Source organism: Burkholderia pulmonis, assembly GCF_984667975.1.
In genome coordinates this window covers 1,304,382-1,323,231 of the sequence record NZ_OZ480186.1, presented here as the reverse complement: position 1 = coordinate 1,323,231, position 18,850 = coordinate 1,304,382, and the positions used below count along the sequence as shown (strand labels likewise).

The following is an 18,850-nucleotide window of genomic DNA, read 5'->3' as shown; positions in this document are numbered from 1 at the left end:
GAGGCGTCAGTCCTGGACGGTCAGCACGGGCTTCATCACGAGGCCGAAGCTGCGCAACTGGCCGAGCAATGCATGATGGCCGAACGCCTGGCAGCCCGATGCGAAGCCGACCCGCTTCGGCGGCGTCTGCAGCAGCGAGAACGCGGCATACGCCTGCAGCAGGCCGGTCTGCTTGTAGTTGCAGACGCCGTGGATCACGCAGTGCGCGCGGCCGAGCGGGCCCGACGCATGCACCGAGTCGATCGTCGTGTTCAGGCGCGGGTTCTCGCGCGGCGGCATGCTCGCCTGCAGGCTGTTCGCGATCTCCGCGAGCGCGACCTCCTGCTCGGCCGGCGGCAACGGCCGGATCTTCTCGTCGAACATCTGCGTCGTCTTGCGCACGCCCTCCATGACCTCGCGCGCCATCACGCCGCCGATCGCGCGACAGTTCGACACGCGCGGATCGTCCTTGAACCACACCGGATGTGCGGTGCCGCCCCACGGCATCGCGATCGCCGTTTCGTGCTGCCCCGGCACCGCCACTTCCGCGTCCGCGGTCGGCGACCATGCGACGTACTTGTTCTGTTCGAGGTAGTACCAGGTGGCCTTCAGGATCGTGAAGATCGTCTGCGTCGACGCATAGGTCGGAAAGCCTTTCCACAGCACCAGGATATCGAGCGTGTCGAGCCCCGGCGTCTCGAGACACAGGTTCGCCGCGATCTCGCCCGTCGTATACATCTGCGCGATGTTCGGCGCGAGCAGCAGTTCCTTCTTCGCGAACGCGTCGCCCCAGCGCTCCTTCGCGAGCAGCACCCAGTCCTGCTCGCCCGTCGTGTCGGAATAGTGGCAGCCGGCCGCGAGGCATGCCTCGACGACCTCCGGCCCGTACTTGATGAACGGCCCGACCATGTTGCTGACGAATTTCGCACCCTTGAACAATTCGGTCAGCGCGGCCACCGAATGCTCGACCTCGACGATTTCGTAGTCGGCGGTCTCGATGCCGGGAATGCGCTCGACGACTTCCGCGATCCGCTTCCGGTCGCGGCCCGCCGCGATGAACGGAATGTTGTATTCGCGCAGGTATTCGCATACCAGGCGGCCGGTATAACCCGACACGCCGTAGACGACCACGGGCTTCTTGTCGCTCATGTCTCCTCCTTCGTGAAAGAAAAATCCGGTCCCTGTCCCGCGTCACATGCCCATGCCGCCGTCGACCGGCATGCCGGCGCCGGTGATGAAACGGGCATCGTCGGAGCACAGGAAGACGATCGCGTCCGCGATCTCGTCGACCGTCGCGAGGCGGCCGAGCGGCGTCTGCGCGACGACGGTGGACACGGCGGCCTCGACATCGGGCGCGAGCCCGTTGGCGACGATGTCGGTAGCGAGCTTCATCCCCATCTCGGTGGGCGTCAGGCCCGGGTACACGCAATTGACGCGGATGCCGTAGCCGAGCTTGCCGGCTTCCATCGCCGCCACGCGCGTCATGCGGTCCACCGCGGACTTGGTGGCCGAGTAGCCGGCGATGGCGGGAAAGGCGATCGTGGCCGCCACCGACGACACATTGACGACGGCGCCGCCCCGCCCCGCCATCCCGCCCGGGCGCATCGCGCGAAACGCGTGCTTGAGGCCGAGCCCGACGCCGACGATGTTGATGTCGCACATGCGGCGCAGGTCGGCCGCCTGCAGATCCGCGACGAGCGATGTGATCTCGATCCCCGCGTTGTTGATCAGGATGTCGAAGCCGCCCATCTCGTCGACCATCGCGCGGGCGGCATGCGCCCATTGCGCGTCGTCGCCGACGTCGAGCGCCACCGCCCCCGCGCGGCCGCCCTTCTGCGCGATGTCGCGTGCGGTCTGCGCCGCGAGGTCGGCAAGCACGTCGCCGATCATCACGTCCGCCCCCGCCTGCGCGAGCGCATGCGCCACCGCTGCGCCGATTCCGCGGGCACCGCCCGTGACCAGCGCCTTGCGTCCTGCCAGCCTGCCGTTCTCCATGTCTCCCTCCACGCTTCAACGTTGCACCGGGCGACAACCGGAACGGCCGTCGGGCCCGACCACATCTAACCAACTGGAAAGATAAATTTTTACGAATGGTTAGATTTATTTATCCACGTGTCAAGATTTATTTTTACAACCGTCCGGCTTTTTCTTGACAGTCGTTTCGCTGCTTCGCACAATGCAATGACCTGCCGACAACGGCGCCGCGCGAGTTGCGCGGCGTCGTGCGGCGCAACCGATCGACGGGAGACGACAGCAGGATGACGAAGCAGCACGACACCGCGCCCGCGGCCCCCCGGCAGCGCGCCGCACGGCCGAGACGCGATCCGGTGGACAAGTACGAGGCGCGCCGCGTCGAACTTGCGGAAGCCGCGCTGAACACGCTCGCGGAGCTCGGATACGCCAAAACCAGCCTGCGGGAAATCGCGCAGAAGTCGGAGTACACGCATGCCGTGCTGCATTACTACTTCGAAGACAAGCTCGACCTGATCCGCTGCAGCATCCGGCAGTTCAAGGCGCAGTGCGCGACGCGCTACGACGTGGTGACGGCCGCCGCACGGTCGCAGGAAGAACTGACGAACGGCTTTCTCGACAAGCTGGCGGAAACGATCCGCGACGAGCCGCAAATGCACTGCCTCTGGTACGACCTGCGCGCACAGGCGCTGTTCGAGGACGCGTTTCGCGACGTCGTGAACGAAATCGACAAGAGCCTCGAGGAAATGGTCTGGCGGGTCGTCACGCGCTATGCCGAACTGGGCGGCCGGCAGCCGTCGATCACACCGGGCGCCGCCTATGCGCTGCTCGACGGACTGTTTCAGAAACACCTGCTGCTGCACGTGTCGAGCCAGCCCGACGCGATCGCTCACCTGCTCGACGAAGTGCGCGCGCTGATGCCGCGGCTCGCCTGACGCTACCGGCGCGCCGGGCGGCCGGCGCGTGCGCGCCACATCGGCCGCCAATTTCATCCCGCGCCGCACCATCCCCGCTACAATCGAGTCCGCATCGTCCGACGACCCCAACCGTCTGACGTTTGTGTCGTGCTTTTTACGAAACAAGCGTCACGAGCGTCATCGCGAAGTCACAAACGTTTTCGATAATTTTCCGGCCGAAAACGTTTACATCGCGTTACCACATGACCTCGACCATCAAGGACGTTGCTGCCCTCGCGGGCTTCTCGATCGCCACCGTTTCGCGTGCGATCAACGCGCCGCATACCGTCAGCCCTGCCACGCTGCAGACGATCCGCACTGCAATCGACACGCTGCAGTTCCGCCCGAGCCCGCTCGGCCGGCAACTGCGCGGCGAGCGCACGCGGCTCGTCGGCGTCGTCGTGCCGACGCTGTCGAACCCCGTGTTCGCCGACTGCCTGCTGGGCATCGACGAACTCGCGACCGCGGCCGGCTTCAAGCTGATCCTGATGACGACCGAATACGACGCGGCGCGCGAGCGTCACGCGATCGAGACGCTGCGCGAGCAGCGCGTCGAAGGGCTGATCCTCACCGTCGCCGACGCGGATACGCACCCGATGCTCGACATGCTCGATCACGACGGCCCGCATTACGTGCTGATGCACAACGACACGCAGCGCCGCCCGTCGGTGTCGGTCGACAACCGCCGCGCCGCCTACGACGGCGTGCGGCTGCTGACCTCGCGCGGTCATCGCCGCGTGCTGATGCTGGCCGGCTCGCTCGCCGCGTCGGATCGCGCGCGCCAGCGCCACCTCGGCTATGCGCAGGCCCTCGAGGAAAGCGGCGTCGCCACGCTGCCGCCGGTCGAAGTCGACTTCAACGCGCCCGAGCTGCCCGATGCGGTGCTCGCGCATCTCACCGCGCAGGCAACGCGCCCGACCGCCCTCTTCTGCAGCAACGACCTGCTCGCGATGGTCGTGATGCGCGGGCTGCGCCGCGCGGGTTTCTCGATCCCCGACGACCTGTCGGTGCTCGGCTTCGACGGGATCTCGATCGGCGAACTGCTGGCGCCGCCGCTCGCGAGCGTCGCGACGCCGAACCGCGACATCGGCCGCCACGCGTGGCAGCGTCTCGTCGAATGCATCGGCGGCGCGACGATCGAGCGCACGTCGATGATCCTGCCGCATACGGTGCGCGACGGCGCGACCGTCGCGCCGCCGGCCGCCGAGCGGCAATTGCGCAAGGCCTGAACGCACGTCGTACCGCGCCGCACACAGACAACCACACCACCCCAGCGCTACACCACTCGCCCGGAGACCCACCGTGTCCTTTCGCCTGACCTCGCTGCTGCGCGCGCTCGCCGCACCGCTCGCCTGCGCCGCGCTCCTCGCCGGCGCACCCGCCGCCCACGCCGACGAAACGGCGATCTGCTACAACTGCCCGCCCGAATGGGCCGACTGGGCCGCACAGATCGCCGCGATCAAGCAGAAGACCGGCATCCGCGTGCCGTTCGACAACAAGAACTCGGGGCAGTCGATCGCGCAGCTGATTGCCGAGCAGAAGAGCCCGGTCGCCGACGTCGTCTACCTCGGCGTGTCGTCGGCGTTCCAGGCAAAGGACAAGGGCGTGATCGCACCGTACAAGCCCGCGCACTGGAACGACATTCCCGCGAACCTGAAGGACCCGCAAGGCTACTGGTTCGCGATCCACTCGGGCACGCTCGGCTTCTTCGTGAACAAGGACGCACTCGACGGCAAGCCGGTGCCGCGCTCGTGGGCCGACCTGCTGAAGCCCGAATACAAGGGCATGGTCGGCTATCTCGATCCGTCGAGCGCGTTCGTCGGCTATGCAGGCGCGGTCGCCGTCAACCAGGCGCTCGGCGGCAGCCTCGACAACTTCAAGCCCGCGCTCGACTGGTTCCGCAAGCTGAAGGCGAACGCGCCGATCGTGCCGAAGCAGACCGCGTATGCACGCGTGCTGTCCGGCGAGATTCCGATCCTGCTCGACTACGACTTCGACGCGTATCGCGCAAAGTACAAGGACAACGCGAACGTCGAGTTCGTGATCCCGAAGGAAGGCACGATCGCGGTGCCGTACGTGATGAGCCTCGTGAAGGGCGCGCCGCACGACGCGAACGGCAAGAAGGTGCTCGACTTCGTGCTGTCGGACGAAGGCCAGAAGCTGTGGGCCAACGCGTACCTGCGCCCGGTGCGCGCACAGGCGCTCGGCGCCGACATCGCCGCGAAGTTCCTGCCGGCGAGCGAATACGCGCGGGCGAAATCGGTCGACTTCGGCAAGATGGCGGCCGGCCAGCAGGCGTTCGGCCAGCAGTATCTGCAAGTGATGCAGTAAGCCGCGGGACGCCACCGATGCTCGACCTGACTTTCCCGCTGCGCTGGCGCGTCGCGCTCGTCGCGCCGGCGCTGGCGGTGTTCGCCGCGTTCTGGCTGCTGCCGATGGTGTCGCTCGTCCAGGTGTCGGCGGACGGCGCATTCTTCTCGCACTATGCGGCGCTGCTCGGCAATGCGCGCTACATGAAGAGTCTCGGCGAGACGATCGCGCTGTCCGCTGGCGTCACGCTCGCGACGCTCGCCCTGTCGACGATCTCCGGCCTGCTGCTCGCGCGCCGCGAATTCGCGGGCAAGCGCGTGCTGCTCGCGCTGCTCACGTTCCCGCTCGCGTTCCCGGGCGTCGTGGTCGGCTTCATGGTGATCATGCTCGCCGGGCGCCAGGGGCTGATCGGCATGCTGTCCGCGAAGCTCACCGGCGACAAGTGGGTGTTCGCGTACTCGGTTGCGGGCCTGTTCATCGGCTACCTGTACTTCTCGATCCCGCGCGTGATCGTCACCGTGATCGCGGCCGCGTCGAAGCTCGACGCGTCGCTCGAGGAAGCCGCGCGTTCGCTCGGCGCGTCGCCGTGGCGCATCTTCGTCGACATCGTGCTGCCCGCGCTCGCGCCGGGCCTGATCGCGGCCGGCGCGATCTGCTTCGCGACCGCGATGGGTGCGTTCGGCACCGCGTTCACGCTCGCCACCGACCTGAACGTGCTGCCGATGACGATCTATACCGAGTTCACGCTGAACGCGAACATCGCGACGGCGGCCGGCCTGTCGATCGTGCTCGGCATCGTCACCTGGATCGTGCTCGCGCTCGCGCGCCGGTTCACCGGCCACACCGCCGCTGCCGCGGCCTGAGGATTCCGTCATGCAATCGCTTTCCGGCTCTTCCGCGCCGTCGCCGGCCCCCGCTCCCGCGCAGGCGAAGCGCGGCGCCCGGCACGCACCGCGCGCCGCAGGCTCACGCGCGATCGCCGCGATGCAATGGGGCGTCACGCTGCTGCTGTGCGCGTTCCTGATCGTGCCCGTCGTGATGTCGGTGCTCGCGGGCCTGACCGTCAACTACTTCCGCGGCCTGTCGAGCGGCCTCACGCTGCGCTGGCTCGAACAGGTGTGGCAGCAGTATCACGGCTCGGTCGCGCTGTCGCTCTATGTCGCATTCGCGACGCTCGCGATCGTGCTCGCCGTCGGCGTGCCGGCCGGCTATGCGCTCGCACGCAGCAAGAGCCGCGTCGCGCGGGCGATCGAGGAAGCGCTCGTGCTGCCCGTCGCGCTGCCCGGCCTCGCATCGGCGCTCGCGCTGCTGGTCGTGTACGGCGGCTTCACCGCGTTCCGGATGAGCCTGTGGTTCATCGTCGTCGGCCACGTCGTGTTCACGCTGCCGTTCATGGTGCGTGCGGTGGCAGCCGTCGCGGCCGGCGCCGACCTGCGCACGCTCGAGGAAGGCGCGGCGAGCCTCGGCGCGTCGTTCGTCACGCGCTTCGTCACGATCGTGCTGCCGAACCTGCGGCCCGGCATCGTCGCGGGTGCGCTCGCGGTGCTCACGCTGTCGATCGGCGAATTCAACCTCACGTGGATGCTGCATACGCCCGACACCAAGACGCTGCCGGTCGGGCTTGCCGATACGTATGCATCGCTGCGCCTCGAAGTCGGCAGCGCATACACGATCCTGTTCCTGCTGATGACGCTGCCGTTGCTCGTCGCGATGCAATGGCTCGGTGTCGATCCGTCCGGCACGCGCGCGCTCAGGAAGCGCCCGCGCTGAATTTATTGCAGACATGAAACTCGATTCCACCCCCATCACCCTGACCGGCTGCGCGAAGACGTTCCGCGGCACGCGCGTGCTCGAACCGCTCGACCTGTCGATCGGCGCCGGGGAAACGCTCGTGCTGCTCGGGCCGTCGGGCTGCGGCAAGACGACCACGCTGCGCCTGATCGCGGGCCTCGACACGCCGGATGCCGGCGGCACGATCGCGTTCGGCAACGACGACGTCACCGCGCTGCCGATCGAGCGCCGGCAGGTCGGCATGGTGTTCCAGAACTACGCGCTGTTTCCGAACCTGACGGTGCGCGGCAACGTCGGCTACGGGCTGAAGATCCGCAAGACCGCGCCGCGCGCGTTGCGCGAGCGCGTCGACGAACTGCTCGCGATGATGCGGCTCGACGCGCATGCGGACAAGCCGGTCGATCAGCTGTCGGGCGGCCAGCGTCAGCGCGTCGCGCTGGCGCGTGCGCTCGCGGTGCGGCCGCGCGTGCTGCTGCTCGACGAACCGCTGACCGCGCTCGACGCGAAGCTGCGCGACGTGCTGCGCCGCGAGATGAACGCGCTGCTGCGCGAACTGGGCGTGACGACCGTCTACGTGACGCACGACCAGGCCGAGGCGATGGAGCTCGGCGATCGCATCGTCGTGATGGGCGCGGGCCGCATCGAGCAGATCGGCACGCCGCGCGACATCTACTACCACCCGGCAAACCGCACGGTCGCGCAATTCATCGGCACGCTGAACCGGCTGGCGGGACAGTGGCGCAACGGCGCGCTCGAAACGACGGGCGGCGCGATCGTCACGCCGCATGCGGCCGACGAATGGTTCTTCCGCCCCGAGGACGCGCAGCTTGCCGATCCCGCGCATGCGCCGTTGCGTGGCGCGGTCGGCGCGTGCGCGTTCCTCGGCGAGCGTACGCGACTCACGATCGAGCATGCGGCGCCCGACGCGCTCGTGATCGACGTGCCCGGCCGCATCGCGCTCGCGCGCGGCACGGCGGTCGGCCTCACGATCGCGCCGGAAGGCCTGATCGCGCTCGGCGCGTAACCGGTCGTTCGGGCATCATTCATGCAGCCCCCCACCGCGGCGCACGACGCCGCCGCGACAACAACCAGACGATTCCGAGGAACGACGATGCTGCTTGCTCAAATCAGCGATCTCCACATCAAGCGTCCGGGCCAGCTCGCGTACCGGCGCGTCGACACGGCGGCCGCGCTCGCGCGCTGCATCGCCAAGCTGAACGCGCTCGTGCCGCGCCCCGACGCCGTGCTCGTCACCGGCGACCTGACCGATTTCGGCCATGACGAAGAGTACGGCAACCTGAGCGGGCTGCTCGCGACGCTCGAGATTCCGTACTACCTGATGATCGGCAATCACGACGACCGCGCCGGGCTGCGCCGCGCGTTTGCCGATCGCACCGAGCTGCAGGACGGCGAATTCGTGCAGTACGCGCTCGATGTCGGCGCGGTGCGCATCCTCGCGCTCGACTCGCAGGTGCCGGGCGCCAGCTACGGCGACCTGTGCGACGCACGGCTCGCCTGGCTCGCCGCGCAGCTCGACGCCGCGCGCGACCGGCCGGTGATCGTCGCGCTGCATCATCCGCCGTTCGAGTCGGGCATCGGCCACATGGACAAGCTGCGTCTCGCACCGGCCGCTTCCGCGAAACTCGACGCGCTGCTCCGCGGTCATCCGAACGTCGAGCGCGTGCTGTGCGGTCACGTGCACCGCACGATGTTCACGCGCTTCGGCGGTACGCTCGCGTCCGCGGTGCCGTCGCCCGCGCACCAGGTCGCGTTCGACCTGCGGACCGATGCCCCGTCCGCATTCCGGCTCGAACCGCCGGCGTTCGCGGTCCATCGTTACGAACCCGATACGGGGATGACGTCGCATCACGTGTACGTGGACGAAGGCGCCGGGCCGTATCCGTTCTACGAACCGACGGGCGAGCTGGTCGACTGAGCGCGGCCGAAGCGCACGCCGACGGGCGGCGGCCGGTTCGCCGCCCGCCCGGCAGGATTCACGTCGCTCCGGTATGATCGGCAGCCTCGACCGGCGCCCGGCCCGCCTGCGCACCCGACGCGTGCGCCGCTTGCCGCGCCGTCCAACTTCGCCCGCGCAGCCATGTCCACCGCCTCCACCGACCGTCCGACCGACGCCGCCTCGCCCCACTACTCGCGCAGCCTGCTGTTGCTCCTCGCGACGATCGCGGGCGTGTCGGTCGCGAACATCTATTACAACCAGCCGCTGCTCGACAGTTTCCGCTCGGCCTTTCCGGACGGTGCGTCATGGATCGGCGCGGTACCGACCGCGACGCAGCTCGGCTATGCGGCCGGCATGTTCCTGCTCGCGCCGCTCGGCGACCGTTTCGATCGCCGCGGGCTGATCCTGCTGCAGATCGCCGGGCTGTCGGTCGCGCTGATCGTGGCAGCCACCGCGCCGTCGCTGGCCGTGCTCGCGGTCGCGAGCCTTGCGATCGGCGTGCTCGCGACCATCGCGCAACAGGCCGTACCGTTCGCCGCCGAAATCGCGCCGCCGGCGGAACGCGGGCATGCCGTCGGCACCGTGATGAGCGGCCTGCTGCTCGGCATCCTGCTCGCGCGCACGGCCGCCGGCTTCGTCGCCGAATACTTCGGCTGGCGCGCGGTGTTCGCCGCATCGGTCGCGGCGCTCGTCGCGCTCGCCGCGGTGATCGTGCTGCGGCTGCCGCGCAGCTCGCCGACGTCGACGCTGCCGTACGGCAAGCTGCTCGGCTCGATGTGGCATCTGGCCGTCGAATTGCGGGGGCTGCGCGAGGCATCGCTGACGGGCGCCGCGCTGTTCGCGGCGTTCAGCGCGTTCTGGCCGGTGCTCACGCTGCTGCTCGCCGGCCCGCCGTTCCATCTCGGCCCGCAGGCCGCCGGCCTGTTCGGGATCGTCGGGGCCGCCGGCGCACTCGCCGCGCCGTACGCAGGCCGCTTCGCGGACAAGCGCGGCCCGCGCGCGATCATCTCGCTCGCGATCGCGCTGCTCGCGCTGTCGTTCGTGATCTTCGCGCTGTCGGGTTCGAGCCTCGTCGGGCTCGTGATCGGCGTGATCGTGCTCGACGTCGGCGTGCAGGCCGCGCAGATCTCGAACCAGTCGCGCATCTATGCGCTGAAGCCCGAGGCACGCAGCCGCGTCAACACGGTGTACATGGTGTGCTATTTCATCGGCGGCGCGCTCGGCTCGTCGGCCGGTGTCGCCGCATGGCGTGCATTCGGCTGGACCGGCATGTGCGCGGCCGGGCTGCTGTTTACCGCGCTCGCGGGCTGGTTCCACCATCGCGGCGGCCGGCGCGGCTGAGCGCAACCGGCCACGGCGGCGTCACGCGTCGGTGCGCGATGCGGCCGGCTCGGCCGCTGGCGGCTGCGCGAATGCCGGTGCCGGATCGATCACCGCGGCAGGATCCATCACCGCGGCCGGCGTCGGCACCGCGAGCGGGACGGCGGAAGGCGCCAGGATCGGCGGCGCATCCGGTATCGCAATCTGCTCGGGTGCGGACGCAGCGTCCGCCGCCCCCTGCTCGGTCGTCACGGCCGGCGAACTGGCCGCCGCCGCGGGCCGGCGCGCCGGATCGAACACGAACGACAATCCGACGCTGCCGAGGATCGCGACGGTCGCGACCACGGTCGCCATCGTCACCGGCTCACCCAGCAGCAACGCACCGAGCGCGACCGCGACGATCGGGTTCACGTACATGCAGCTGCTCGCGATGATCGGGCTCGTGTGGCGGATCAGGTAGCCGTACGCGACATACGCGGCCATCGTGCAGAACACCATCAGGTAGACGAACGCGAACACGGACCCGACGGCCACGTGTTCGATCCGTTCGCCGAGCAACCACGCGACGATCGTCGACATCAGCCCGCCGAGGCCGATCTGCAGCGACGTCGACAGAAACAGGTCGGACGGCAGCTTGAGCCGCGTCGCGAGATGCGCGCCGCCTGCCCAGAACAGCGCGCCGGCCAGCACGCAGATCGTGCCGAGCGCCGAATTCGCGGCAGCCGCGCCGCCCGAATTCAGCACGACGATGCCGACCATGCCGAGCGCGACGGCGGACCATTCGCCCTTCGTCACCGGCCGTCCGGCGACCGCCGCGATCATGGTCGCGAACAGCGGCACCGTGGCGACCATCACCGCGGCCGAACCGCTGCTGACCGTGCGCATGCCGAGCGCGATCGTGCCGGACGACAGCGCGACGAGCATCGTGCCGACGATCGCCGAGTTGCGGATTTCCAGCAGCGTCGGCCATTCGGGCTTGCGCCGCAGCGCGAAGATGAACAGCCCGATCCCGCCGAGCAGGTTGCGCAGCCCCGACAGCAGCAGCGGCGGGAACGACTGCAGCGCGAAATGCAGGCCGCTGTAGGTCGAACCCCAGACGAAATAGATGAACACGAGCGCCAGCGCCACGCGGCCGCCGCGGCTTTGCGGCAGGCGGATCCGGAACGAAAAGCGGGCGAGGAAATCGAGGAGGCGGTCGAGCGGCGTCATCGTACGCCCCGCCCGCACGTCACGCCGCGTGCTCCGCTGAAAGACGCCGGCGATGCCGGCAAACGGTCCTGACAGGACCGGGAAGGCAGAGCAAACGTGCGGAACGACATGGCAGTGCGAACGGCGACGAAAAAGAACCGGCAAGCGGCGGCAGAGGGACAAAAAAAATGCGCGCAACCGCTTTCGGCTGCACACGCTCGGCATTATGGCATCAAGGATTCGAAAGCATCGTCGGACCTGTCTGAAAGGATCACGAATGATGTTTCCGCGCGACATTTTCCGGCCGGCGGGCGGAGGAAATCCGGGGCCGGATACGCCACACGCGTGCATTGCCGGGATACCGGTTCGCCCTGCCACCGAGGGCAATCCGTCGCGATCGAGTCAGCCATCGGCCGAACGGCCAGTCCTGCACGCCGGCCGGCGCATCCCCCTTGTCGTGACGGTCGGCTCACGTGCCCCCTGCTCCGCGCACCCCTCTTTCGATCCTGCACCATTCATACAAAATTTTGTATGATTCAACCGCTCTACCGCCGGAGCCGGTTGTTTTCGTTGGCAGCGCGCTCGCCGATCTTCGCGGCTTTCCGCTACCCGCGCGGCGCGAGGCCGGCCACCAGATCGACCAGGTACAGCGCGGCCTCGCGCCCGACGACTGGAAGCCGATGCGCACGATCGGCATCGGCGTGCGGGAAATTCGCCTGCGAGATGCGAGCGGCGCGTTCCGGATCATTTACGTCGCAACATTCGCCGACGCCGTCTACGTCCTGCACTGCTTCCGGAAGCAATCGGTGCGCACGACCAGGGCCGATATCGAACTGGCCGCCCGGCGCTATCGCGCACTGACGATGGAGAGGAAACGATGACCAACGAACGTTATTCAAGCGTCCGGGACGCACTCGAGGGCCAGCCGGCCGAAGCGGAGAACATGAAGCTGCGCTCCGAACTGATGATCGCGCTCAAGCAGCGCATTGCTCAGCTCGAGCTCAGTCAGGCCCAGGCGGCGAAGCAGCTGAGCGTCACCCAGCCGCGCGTGTCCGACCTGATGCGCGGCAAGATCAACCTGTTCGGGCTCGACGCGCTCGTGAACATGGCCGCCGCGGTCGGCCTGCGCGTCGATCTGCAGGTGCGCGAATCCGCGTGACGCCTGCGGGCGCCACGCGCACCGCTCACGATCCGCCGAACCAGTTGTATCCCTGATCGACCCAGTACCCGCCCGGGAACGTGTCGGTCACGAAGATTTCCATGATGTGCTTCGGGTTCTTGTAGCCGAGCTTGGTCGGCATCCGCAGCTTCATCGGAAAGCCGTATTCCGGCGGCAACCGCCGGCCGTCGTACTCGAACGCGAGCAGCGTCTGCGGATGCAGCGCGGTCGGCATGTCGATGCTTTCGTAGTAATCGTCCGCGCACTTGAAGCCGACGTATTTCGCCCGCGTGTCGGCGCCGGCGCGCGCGAGGAACGCGCCGAACGGCGTGCCGCCCCAGCGGCCGATCGCGCTCCACCCTTCCACGCAGATGTGCCGCGTGATCTGCTCGGCGTGCGGCAGCGCGCGCAGCTCGTCGAGCGTCCACACGCGCTTGCCCGTCACGCGGCCGGACAGCACGAGGCGGTAGGTCGACTCGTCGACGTGCGGCACGTCGTCGATCCCGTAGTACGCATTGAACGGGAACGGCCGCGTGATGTCGGCTTCGGCGTAGGTCGGCGCGAGCCGGTCGGGATTGAACAACCACGCCTGCACGCGATCGTTCATGCGCGACACCTTCTCGAGGAACGTGTTGACCGATGCGTCGTCCTGCAGCGTGCAGCCGGTCAGCATCGTCAGGCCGCCGAGCGTCAGCACGCGCCGGGTGAAGAGTCGCCGCGACGGCATCTCGAGCTCGCGTCGTACGTCGAGCTCGAGCGACTTCCGGTCGAGCGTCCAGCGCGGCTCACCGCGATTTCCTTCGGATTCCGACATGATGATTTCCTTCGCCCGCGACTTGCGGGTCAGCGACCGCGCAGCATCGCGAGCAACGAGCGCGGCACCAGCAACGCCATCGCAACGTGGACGACAAAGAATGCGACGAGCAGCGACATCGCCCAGAAATGCACGACGCGCGCGTTGTCGTAGCCGCCGAACAGTTCGCGCAGCAGCGGGAATTGCACGGACTTCCAGATCGTGAGCCCCGACAGCACCAGTACGACCAGATCGACGATCGCAACCAGGTACGCGGCGCGCTGCACCGCGTTGTAGACGCTCAGGTCGTCGTGCGACAGCCGCCCGCCGAGCGCGGCACGGACGTCGCGCCACACCGACGCCGGCGTGACGGGCAAAAGCTTGCGCGCGAAGCGCCCCGTCGCGATCGACATCGCGAGATAGAACAGCCCGTTGCCGACCAGCAGCCACATCGCCGCGAAATGCCATTGCAGCGCACCGCCGAGCCAGCCGCCGAGCGTGATGCCGTGCGCGAACGTGAACGACGGATAGATCGGCGACGCGTCGTAGATGCGCCAGCCGGACAGCACCATCAGGATCGCCGCGACCGCGTTGAGCCAGTGGCTCACACGCAGCCACGGCGGATGGATCGGGCGCACGGGCGGTATCGCACCCGCACGCCCCGTGACAGGAACCGTTTGCATGATGAAGACTCCCGGGATGATTCGACGTGACGGGACGCGCGCGTGCAACCGGCACGACCGCGCCCCGCGCGCATCCGTCAGTTCGACGGGCTCATGGCGTCCTTCTTCATCGCGTCGCCCTTGGACATCGCGTCGTGCCCCATCGCGTCCTTCTTCATCGCGTCTTTCTTCATCGCGTGCTTCTTCATGCCGTCCTTCTTCATCGCGCCGTCCTTGGCCATCGCGTCGTGGCCCATCGCGTCCTTCGACATCGACATGCCGTCCTTCGACATCGCATCGTTCTGCGCATACGCGCCCGTTGCGATCGTGGCAAGTGCGGCGACACAGGCAACCAGGAATACGTTTTTCATGACATCTCTCCGATACATGGGTTTGGGAGCCGAATAGACGGAGCACACCGCCGGAAATGACAGCGATGTCGAAAAAAATTTCGGGGGCTGAAATGAAGGGGCGCGATGCTGCACCGCACGACCTTTTCCGGCCGGGCTGCGAGGCGATTCGTCCATGGTGCTTGCTGCGGCGCACCCCGCCCGTTCCGGCGGCGGCGATCGGGCGATCGCCAGGCGACATCCGCTGCGCTCCCGGTTGAAACCGTCGCCAAGCCGGTGTATCGTGTGCCCTTGCTAACGCGGGGGTCCTGCAATGCGCTCGGTCAAACAACCGGCATTGCGGGTGAGAAATACCCTTTGAACCTGATCTGGATAATGCCAGCGCAGGGAAGCGTACGGATTTCGCCGCCATCCCTCTGACGAAATCCGCCGCCTCACGAATCTCGTCTCCTGCTTAGCTAGCGCCCCACATCAGGAGATTGCATGAACGCCAATCCGAAGTTTCTGTCCGCCGACGCCCACGTCGACGCCGCTGCTGTCGCGCCGCTGCCCAATTCGCGCAAGGTCTACGTCACCGGCTCGCAGCCCGACATCCGCGTGCCGATGCGCGAAATCACGCAGGCCGACACGCCGACCGGCTTCGGCGGCGAAAAGAATCCGCCGATCTACGTGTACGACACGTCGGGCCCCTACACCGATCCGGAAGCCAAGATCGACATCCGCGCGGGCCTGCCGGCGCTGCGCCAGGGCTGGATCGAAGCACGCGGCGACACCGAAACGCTCTCCGGCCTGTCGAGCCATTACGGCCTCGAACGCGCCGCCGATCCGGCCACGGCCGACCTGCGTTTCCCGGGCCTGCACCGCAATCCGCGCCGTGCCCAGGCCGGCAAGAACGTCACGCAGATGCACTACGCGCGTCAGGGCATCATCACGCCGGAAATGGAATACATCGCGATCCGCGAGAACCAGCGCCGCGCCGAGTACCTCGAGAGCCTGAAATCGAGCGGCCCGAACGGTGCGAAGCTCGCCGCGATGATGGGCCGCCAGCACCCGGGCCAGGCGTTCGGCGCCGCAGCGTTCGGCGCGAACGCGCTGGCCGAGATCACACCGGAATTCGTGCGCGACGAAATCGCGCGCGGCCGCGCGATCATCCCCGCGAACATCAACCACCCGGAATCCGAGCCGATGATCATCGGCCGCAACTTCCTCGTGAAGATCAACGCGAACATCGGCAACTCGGCCGTCACGTCGTCGATCGGCGAGGAAGTCGACAAGATGACGTGGGCGATCCGCTGGGGCGGCGATACGGTGATGGACCTGTCGACCGGCAAGCACATCCATGAAACGCGCGAGTGGATCATCCGCAACAGCCCGGTGCCGATCGGCACGGTGCCGATCTACCAGGCGCTGGAAAAGGTCAACGGCAAGGCCGAAGACCTGACCTGGGAAATCTTCCGCGACACGCTGATCGAACAGGCCGAGCAAGGCGTCGACTACTTCACGATCCATGCGGGCGTGCGCCTGCAGTACGTGCCGCTCACCGCGAACCGGATGACGGGCATCGTGTCGCGCGGCGGCTCGATCATGGCGAAGTGGTGCCTCGCGCACCACAAGGAAAGCTTCCTGTACGAACACTTCGAAGAGATCTGCGAGATCATGAAGGCGTATGACGTGAGCTTCTCGCTCGGCGACGGCCTGCGCCCCGGCTCGATCTACGACGCGAACGACGAAGCGCAACTCGGCGAGCTGAAGACGCTCGGCGAACTCACGCAGATCGCGTGGAAGCACGACGTGCAGGTGATGATCGAAGGCCCCGGCCACGTCCCGATGCAGTTGATCAAGGAGAACATGGATCTCCAGCTCGACTGGTGCAAGGAAGCGCCGTTCTACACGCTCGGGCCGCTCACCACCGACATCGCGCCGGGCTACGACCACATCACGTCGGGCATCGGCGCCGCGATGATCGGCTGGTTCGGCACCGCGATGCTGTGCTACGTGACGCCGAAGGAACACCTCGGCCTGCCGAACAAGGACGACGTGAAGGAAGGCATCATCACGTACAAGCTCGCCGCGCACGCCGCCGACCTCGCCAAGGGTCACCCGGGCGCGCAGGTGCGCGACAACGCGCTGTCGAAGGCCCGCTTCGAATTCCGCTGGGAAGACCAGTTCAACATCGGCCTCGATCCGGACAAGGCGCGCGAATTCCACGACGAAACGCTGCCGAAGGATTCGGCGAAGGTCGCGCACTTCTGCTCGATGTGCGGCCCGCATTTCTGCTCGATGAAGATCACGCAGGACGTGCGCGAGTTCGCGGCACAGCAAGGCGTGTCGGAAACCGAAGCGCTGAAGAAGGGGATGGAAGTGAAGGCGGTCGAGTTCGTCAAGACCGGCGCCGAGATCTACCACCGTCAGTAAGCGCACGATGCGGTCCGCACCGGATCGCATCGCGATGCACGAAGCCCGCTTTCGAGCGGGCTTTTTTGCGCATGTCGTGTGCCTGCCGGCCCGTGCGAAACAATTGATTACGAAACCGCGCGAGCCTTAACAAGTCCTTACAGCAGCGCGGCAGGGCGGCGCGTAGATTGGGGACATGCGCGGCCGCCAGCCGGTCGCGCGCCCTCCGTTCACTACCACAAGGACAACGATCATGAATTCGATTCGGCGTTTTGGGGTATGCGCTCTCCTCGTCGCGACCGTCGCCAGCCTGTCGGCCTGCGATTCGATGTCGCGCCGCCAGCGCGATACGGCAATCGGCGCGGGTGTCGGCGGTGTCGCCGGCGCAGCGATCGGCGGCAGCGCGCTGTCGACGCTGGGCGGCGCGGCAGCCGGCGGCATCATCGGTAACCAGGTCGGCATGTAAGCGGGCCGATACCGGCCCGCCGCGAGACGCATGGCGGCAGTCCAGCGGGTTCAACGGCGTTTCCGCCACGCGGAAGCGCCGTTTTCGCATGCGGCGCCGCAACACGCGCGACGGCCGCCCGGAAATGATCCGTTACCGTTTTGCACACCGTGTCATCGGCGCGCGGCCTAAGCTTAAGCATCTGCCGATTGCCGGCTCCGCCGGAGAGACATCATGAACAGGACCCTCGTCGCCGCGGCGCTCGCGTGCACGACGCTCGCCGGCTGCTACTACCCGTACGGCTACTATCCTGGCGGCTATTACGCGGCGGCACCGGTACAGCCGGCGCCCGCGTATGTCGACCCCGGCCCCGCCTATTATTACCCGGCGCCGGCCTATGCGCCCGCGTGGGGCGGTTATTGGGGACCGGCGCTATCGCTCAATTTCGGCTTCGGCGGAGGCGGCGGCTGGCGCCATCACTGATCGCAGCGCCGGCGCAGCCGGCCGGCCATCGGGCCCCGCAATCGGCAGCATTCCCGTTTCTTGTCGTTTCATCCAATCGTGAAACGGCGGCGCGTTAACGCGGTGTAAGATTCTTCGCATCCCGTCCCCGCCCTCGCCGATCGATGTCGCCCAAGAACGCTTTCCTGCTGACCGTGCTCGCTGCCCTGTGGGGCGCATCATTCCTGTTCATCCGGATCGGCGTGGTCGATTTCGGCGTCGCGCCGCTGATGGCGCTGCGCGTGGGCATCGGTGCGCTGTTTCTCACCGGCTTCGCGCTGACGCGCTTCAAACCAGCCGAACTCGCTACCCAGTTGCGCAGCCGGGCCTGGCCGTTGTTCGTCGTCGGTGCGCTGAACTCGGGCATCCCGTTCTGCCTGTTCGCGTTCGCCGAACTGACGCTGTCGGCCGGTCTGACGTCGGTGATCAACGCGACGACGCCGCTGTGGGGCGCACTCGTCGCGTACCTGTGGCTGAAGGACAAGCTGTCCCTGCCGCGCGCGCTCGGCCTCGTCATCGGCTTTGCCGGCGTGCTCACGCTCGTGTGGAACCAGATCGCGAATGCGCACGGTGACACGGGCGCCAGCGCAACCGCGCTCGCCGCCGCCGCCGCGCTCGGCGCGACGCTGCTGTACGGCATCGCGGCCAACTACACGAAGCGCAAACTCGGCGGCGTGGACCCGCTCGTCAACGCGACCGGCAGCATGATCGGCTCGACCGTCCTGCTGCTGCCGTTCGCGATCGTCACGTGGCCGGCCGCACCGGTCGGCCTGCACGCGTGGGGTTCCGTGCTCGCGCTCGGCATCGCCTGTACGGGCATCGCGTATTTCATCTTCTTCTACCTGATCGCGCATGTCGGCCCCGCCCGCGCGATCACCGTGACGTTCGTGATCCCCGTGTTCGGGCTGCTGTGGGGCGCGCTGTTCCTCGGCGAACACGTGTCGGCCATAATGATCGAAGGCTGCGCGATCGTACTCGTCGGCACCGCGCTCGCGACCGGCGTGATCAAGCGGATTCCTGGCCTCCGGCCGCGCGGCGGCGAAGCGACCTGAAAATTCGCGGTCACGCTCTGCC

Annotated in this window: 20 protein-coding genes and 1 riboswitch; of the genes, 14 read left to right on the top strand and 6 right to left on the bottom strand. The window is 67.6% G+C overall.

Annotated features, from left to right (window positions below; genetic code table 11):
- Positions 1-6: 6 nt before the first annotated feature.
- Together AC5LXK_RS06240 and AC5LXK_RS06235 are read right to left on the bottom strand one after the other, a co-directional pair.
- Positions 7-1,128, bottom strand: a complete 1,122-nt coding sequence (locus AC5LXK_RS06240; RefSeq protein ID WP_493390787.1) for a DUF5938 domain-containing protein — start codon at positions 1,126-1,128, stop codon at positions 7-9.
- 42 nt (positions 1,129-1,170) lie between these two features.
- Complete coding sequence (locus AC5LXK_RS06235) at positions 1,171-1,974, bottom strand: SDR family NAD(P)-dependent oxidoreductase (RefSeq protein WP_493390786.1); 804 nt, start codon at positions 1,972-1,974, stop codon at positions 1,171-1,173.
- 263 nt (positions 1,975-2,237) lie between these two features.
- On the opposite strand from AC5LXK_RS06235, the gene AC5LXK_RS06230 reads away from it, so the two are divergent.
- The 8 genes from AC5LXK_RS06230 (at position 2,238) to AC5LXK_RS06195 (ending at position 10,305) form a co-directional block, all read left to right on the top strand.
- On the top strand, positions 2,238-2,885 hold the full coding sequence (locus AC5LXK_RS06230; protein WP_493390785.1) for a TetR/AcrR family transcriptional regulator: 648 nt from the start codon (positions 2,238-2,240) through the stop codon (positions 2,883-2,885).
- Positions 2,886-3,109: 224 nt separating this feature from the next.
- Complete coding sequence (locus AC5LXK_RS06225) at positions 3,110-4,135, top strand: LacI family DNA-binding transcriptional regulator (protein WP_493390784.1); 1,026 nt, start codon at positions 3,110-3,112, stop codon at positions 4,133-4,135.
- A gap of 73 nt (positions 4,136-4,208) precedes the next feature.
- Positions 4,209-5,237 carry an ABC transporter substrate-binding protein gene (locus tag AC5LXK_RS06220; protein WP_493390783.1) on the top strand — a complete coding sequence of 343 codons (1,029 nt, stop codon included), beginning with the start codon at positions 4,209-4,211 and terminating at the stop codon, positions 5,235-5,237.
- 17 nt (positions 5,238-5,254) lie between these two features.
- Positions 5,255-6,079 carry an ABC transporter permease gene (locus AC5LXK_RS06215; protein ID WP_493390782.1) on the top strand — a complete coding sequence of 275 codons (825 nt, stop codon included), beginning with the start codon at positions 5,255-5,257 and terminating at the stop codon, positions 6,077-6,079.
- A 10-nt stretch (positions 6,080-6,089) separates the two neighbouring features.
- Positions 6,090-6,986 (top strand): ABC transporter permease, encoded by an 897-nt coding sequence (locus AC5LXK_RS06210; RefSeq protein ID WP_493390781.1) that lies wholly within the window; start codon positions 6,090-6,092, stop codon positions 6,984-6,986.
- A 13-nt stretch (positions 6,987-6,999) separates the two neighbouring features.
- Positions 7,000-8,031, top strand: coding sequence for an ABC transporter ATP-binding protein (locus AC5LXK_RS06205; protein ID WP_493390780.1), 1,032 nt, complete (start codon positions 7,000-7,002; stop codon positions 8,029-8,031).
- A gap of 87 nt (positions 8,032-8,118) precedes the next feature.
- Positions 8,119-8,943: a phosphodiesterase gene (locus AC5LXK_RS06200; RefSeq protein WP_493390779.1), complete on the top strand. Its 825-nt coding sequence runs from the start codon at positions 8,119-8,121 to the stop codon at positions 8,941-8,943.
- Between the two features lie 162 nt (positions 8,944-9,105).
- Positions 9,106-10,305 carry an MFS transporter gene (locus AC5LXK_RS06195; RefSeq protein WP_493390778.1) on the top strand — a complete coding sequence of 400 codons (1,200 nt, stop codon included), beginning with the start codon at positions 9,106-9,108 and terminating at the stop codon, positions 10,303-10,305.
- Between the two features lie 21 nt (positions 10,306-10,326).
- On the opposite strand, the gene AC5LXK_RS06190 is transcribed toward AC5LXK_RS06195, so the two are convergent.
- On the bottom strand, positions 10,327-11,493 hold the full coding sequence (locus AC5LXK_RS06190; protein ID WP_493390777.1) for an EamA family transporter: 1,167 nt from the start codon (positions 11,491-11,493) through the stop codon (positions 10,327-10,329).
- Between the two features lie 506 nt (positions 11,494-11,999).
- Between AC5LXK_RS06190 and AC5LXK_RS06185 the strand changes: the two genes are divergently transcribed.
- Positions 12,000-12,353 carry a type II toxin-antitoxin system RelE/ParE family toxin gene (locus tag AC5LXK_RS06185; RefSeq protein WP_493391191.1) on the top strand — a complete coding sequence of 118 codons (354 nt, stop codon included), beginning with the start codon at positions 12,000-12,002 and terminating at the stop codon, positions 12,351-12,353.
- A complete protein-coding gene (locus AC5LXK_RS06180) occupies positions 12,350-12,631 on the top strand; it encodes a helix-turn-helix domain-containing protein (protein ID WP_493390776.1) in 282 nt (93 codons plus the stop codon). The genes AC5LXK_RS06185 and AC5LXK_RS06180 overlap by 4 nt, the downstream gene beginning before the upstream one ends.
- A 25-nt stretch (positions 12,632-12,656) precedes the next feature.
- On the opposite strand, the gene AC5LXK_RS06175 is transcribed toward AC5LXK_RS06180, so the two are convergent.
- The 3 genes from AC5LXK_RS06175 to AC5LXK_RS06165 form a co-directional block, all read right to left on the bottom strand.
- Positions 12,657-13,445 carry a molybdopterin-dependent oxidoreductase gene (locus AC5LXK_RS06175; protein ID WP_493390775.1) on the bottom strand — a complete coding sequence of 263 codons (789 nt, stop codon included), beginning with the start codon at positions 13,443-13,445 and terminating at the stop codon, positions 12,657-12,659.
- A gap of 29 nt (positions 13,446-13,474) precedes the next feature.
- Positions 13,475-14,107: a cytochrome b/b6 domain-containing protein gene (locus tag AC5LXK_RS06170; RefSeq protein WP_493390774.1), complete on the bottom strand. Its 633-nt coding sequence runs from the start codon at positions 14,105-14,107 to the stop codon at positions 13,475-13,477.
- Between the two features lie 77 nt (positions 14,108-14,184).
- Positions 14,185-14,457, bottom strand: a complete 273-nt coding sequence (locus AC5LXK_RS06165; RefSeq protein ID WP_175842910.1) for a pentapeptide MXKDX repeat protein — start codon at positions 14,455-14,457, stop codon at positions 14,185-14,187.
- Between the two features lie 270 nt (positions 14,458-14,727).
- Positions 14,728-14,844: riboswitch (TPP riboswitch) on the top strand.
- A 75-nt stretch (positions 14,845-14,919) separates the two neighbouring features.
- Here AC5LXK_RS06165 and thiC point away from each other — a divergent pair.
- The 4 genes from thiC (at position 14,920) to AC5LXK_RS06145 (ending at position 18,828) form a co-directional block, all read left to right on the top strand.
- Positions 14,920-16,851, top strand: coding sequence for a phosphomethylpyrimidine synthase ThiC (gene thiC, locus AC5LXK_RS06160; protein ID WP_493390773.1), 1,932 nt, complete (start codon positions 14,920-14,922; stop codon positions 16,849-16,851).
- Positions 16,852-17,083: 232 nt separating this feature from the next.
- The gene (locus AC5LXK_RS06155) at positions 17,084-17,296 is read left to right on the top strand and encodes a YMGG-like glycine zipper-containing protein (protein WP_493390772.1); all 213 of its coding nucleotides are present in this window, start codon (positions 17,084-17,086) and stop codon (positions 17,294-17,296) included.
- Positions 17,297-17,509: 213 nt separating this feature from the next.
- The gene (locus AC5LXK_RS06150; protein WP_493390771.1) at positions 17,510-17,758 is read left to right on the top strand and encodes a hypothetical protein; all 249 of its coding nucleotides are present in this window, start codon (positions 17,510-17,512) and stop codon (positions 17,756-17,758) included.
- 143 nt (positions 17,759-17,901) lie between these two features.
- The gene (locus AC5LXK_RS06145; protein WP_493390770.1) at positions 17,902-18,828 is read left to right on the top strand and encodes a DMT family transporter; all 927 of its coding nucleotides are present in this window, start codon (positions 17,902-17,904) and stop codon (positions 18,826-18,828) included.
- Positions 18,829-18,850 lie beyond the last annotated feature (22 nt).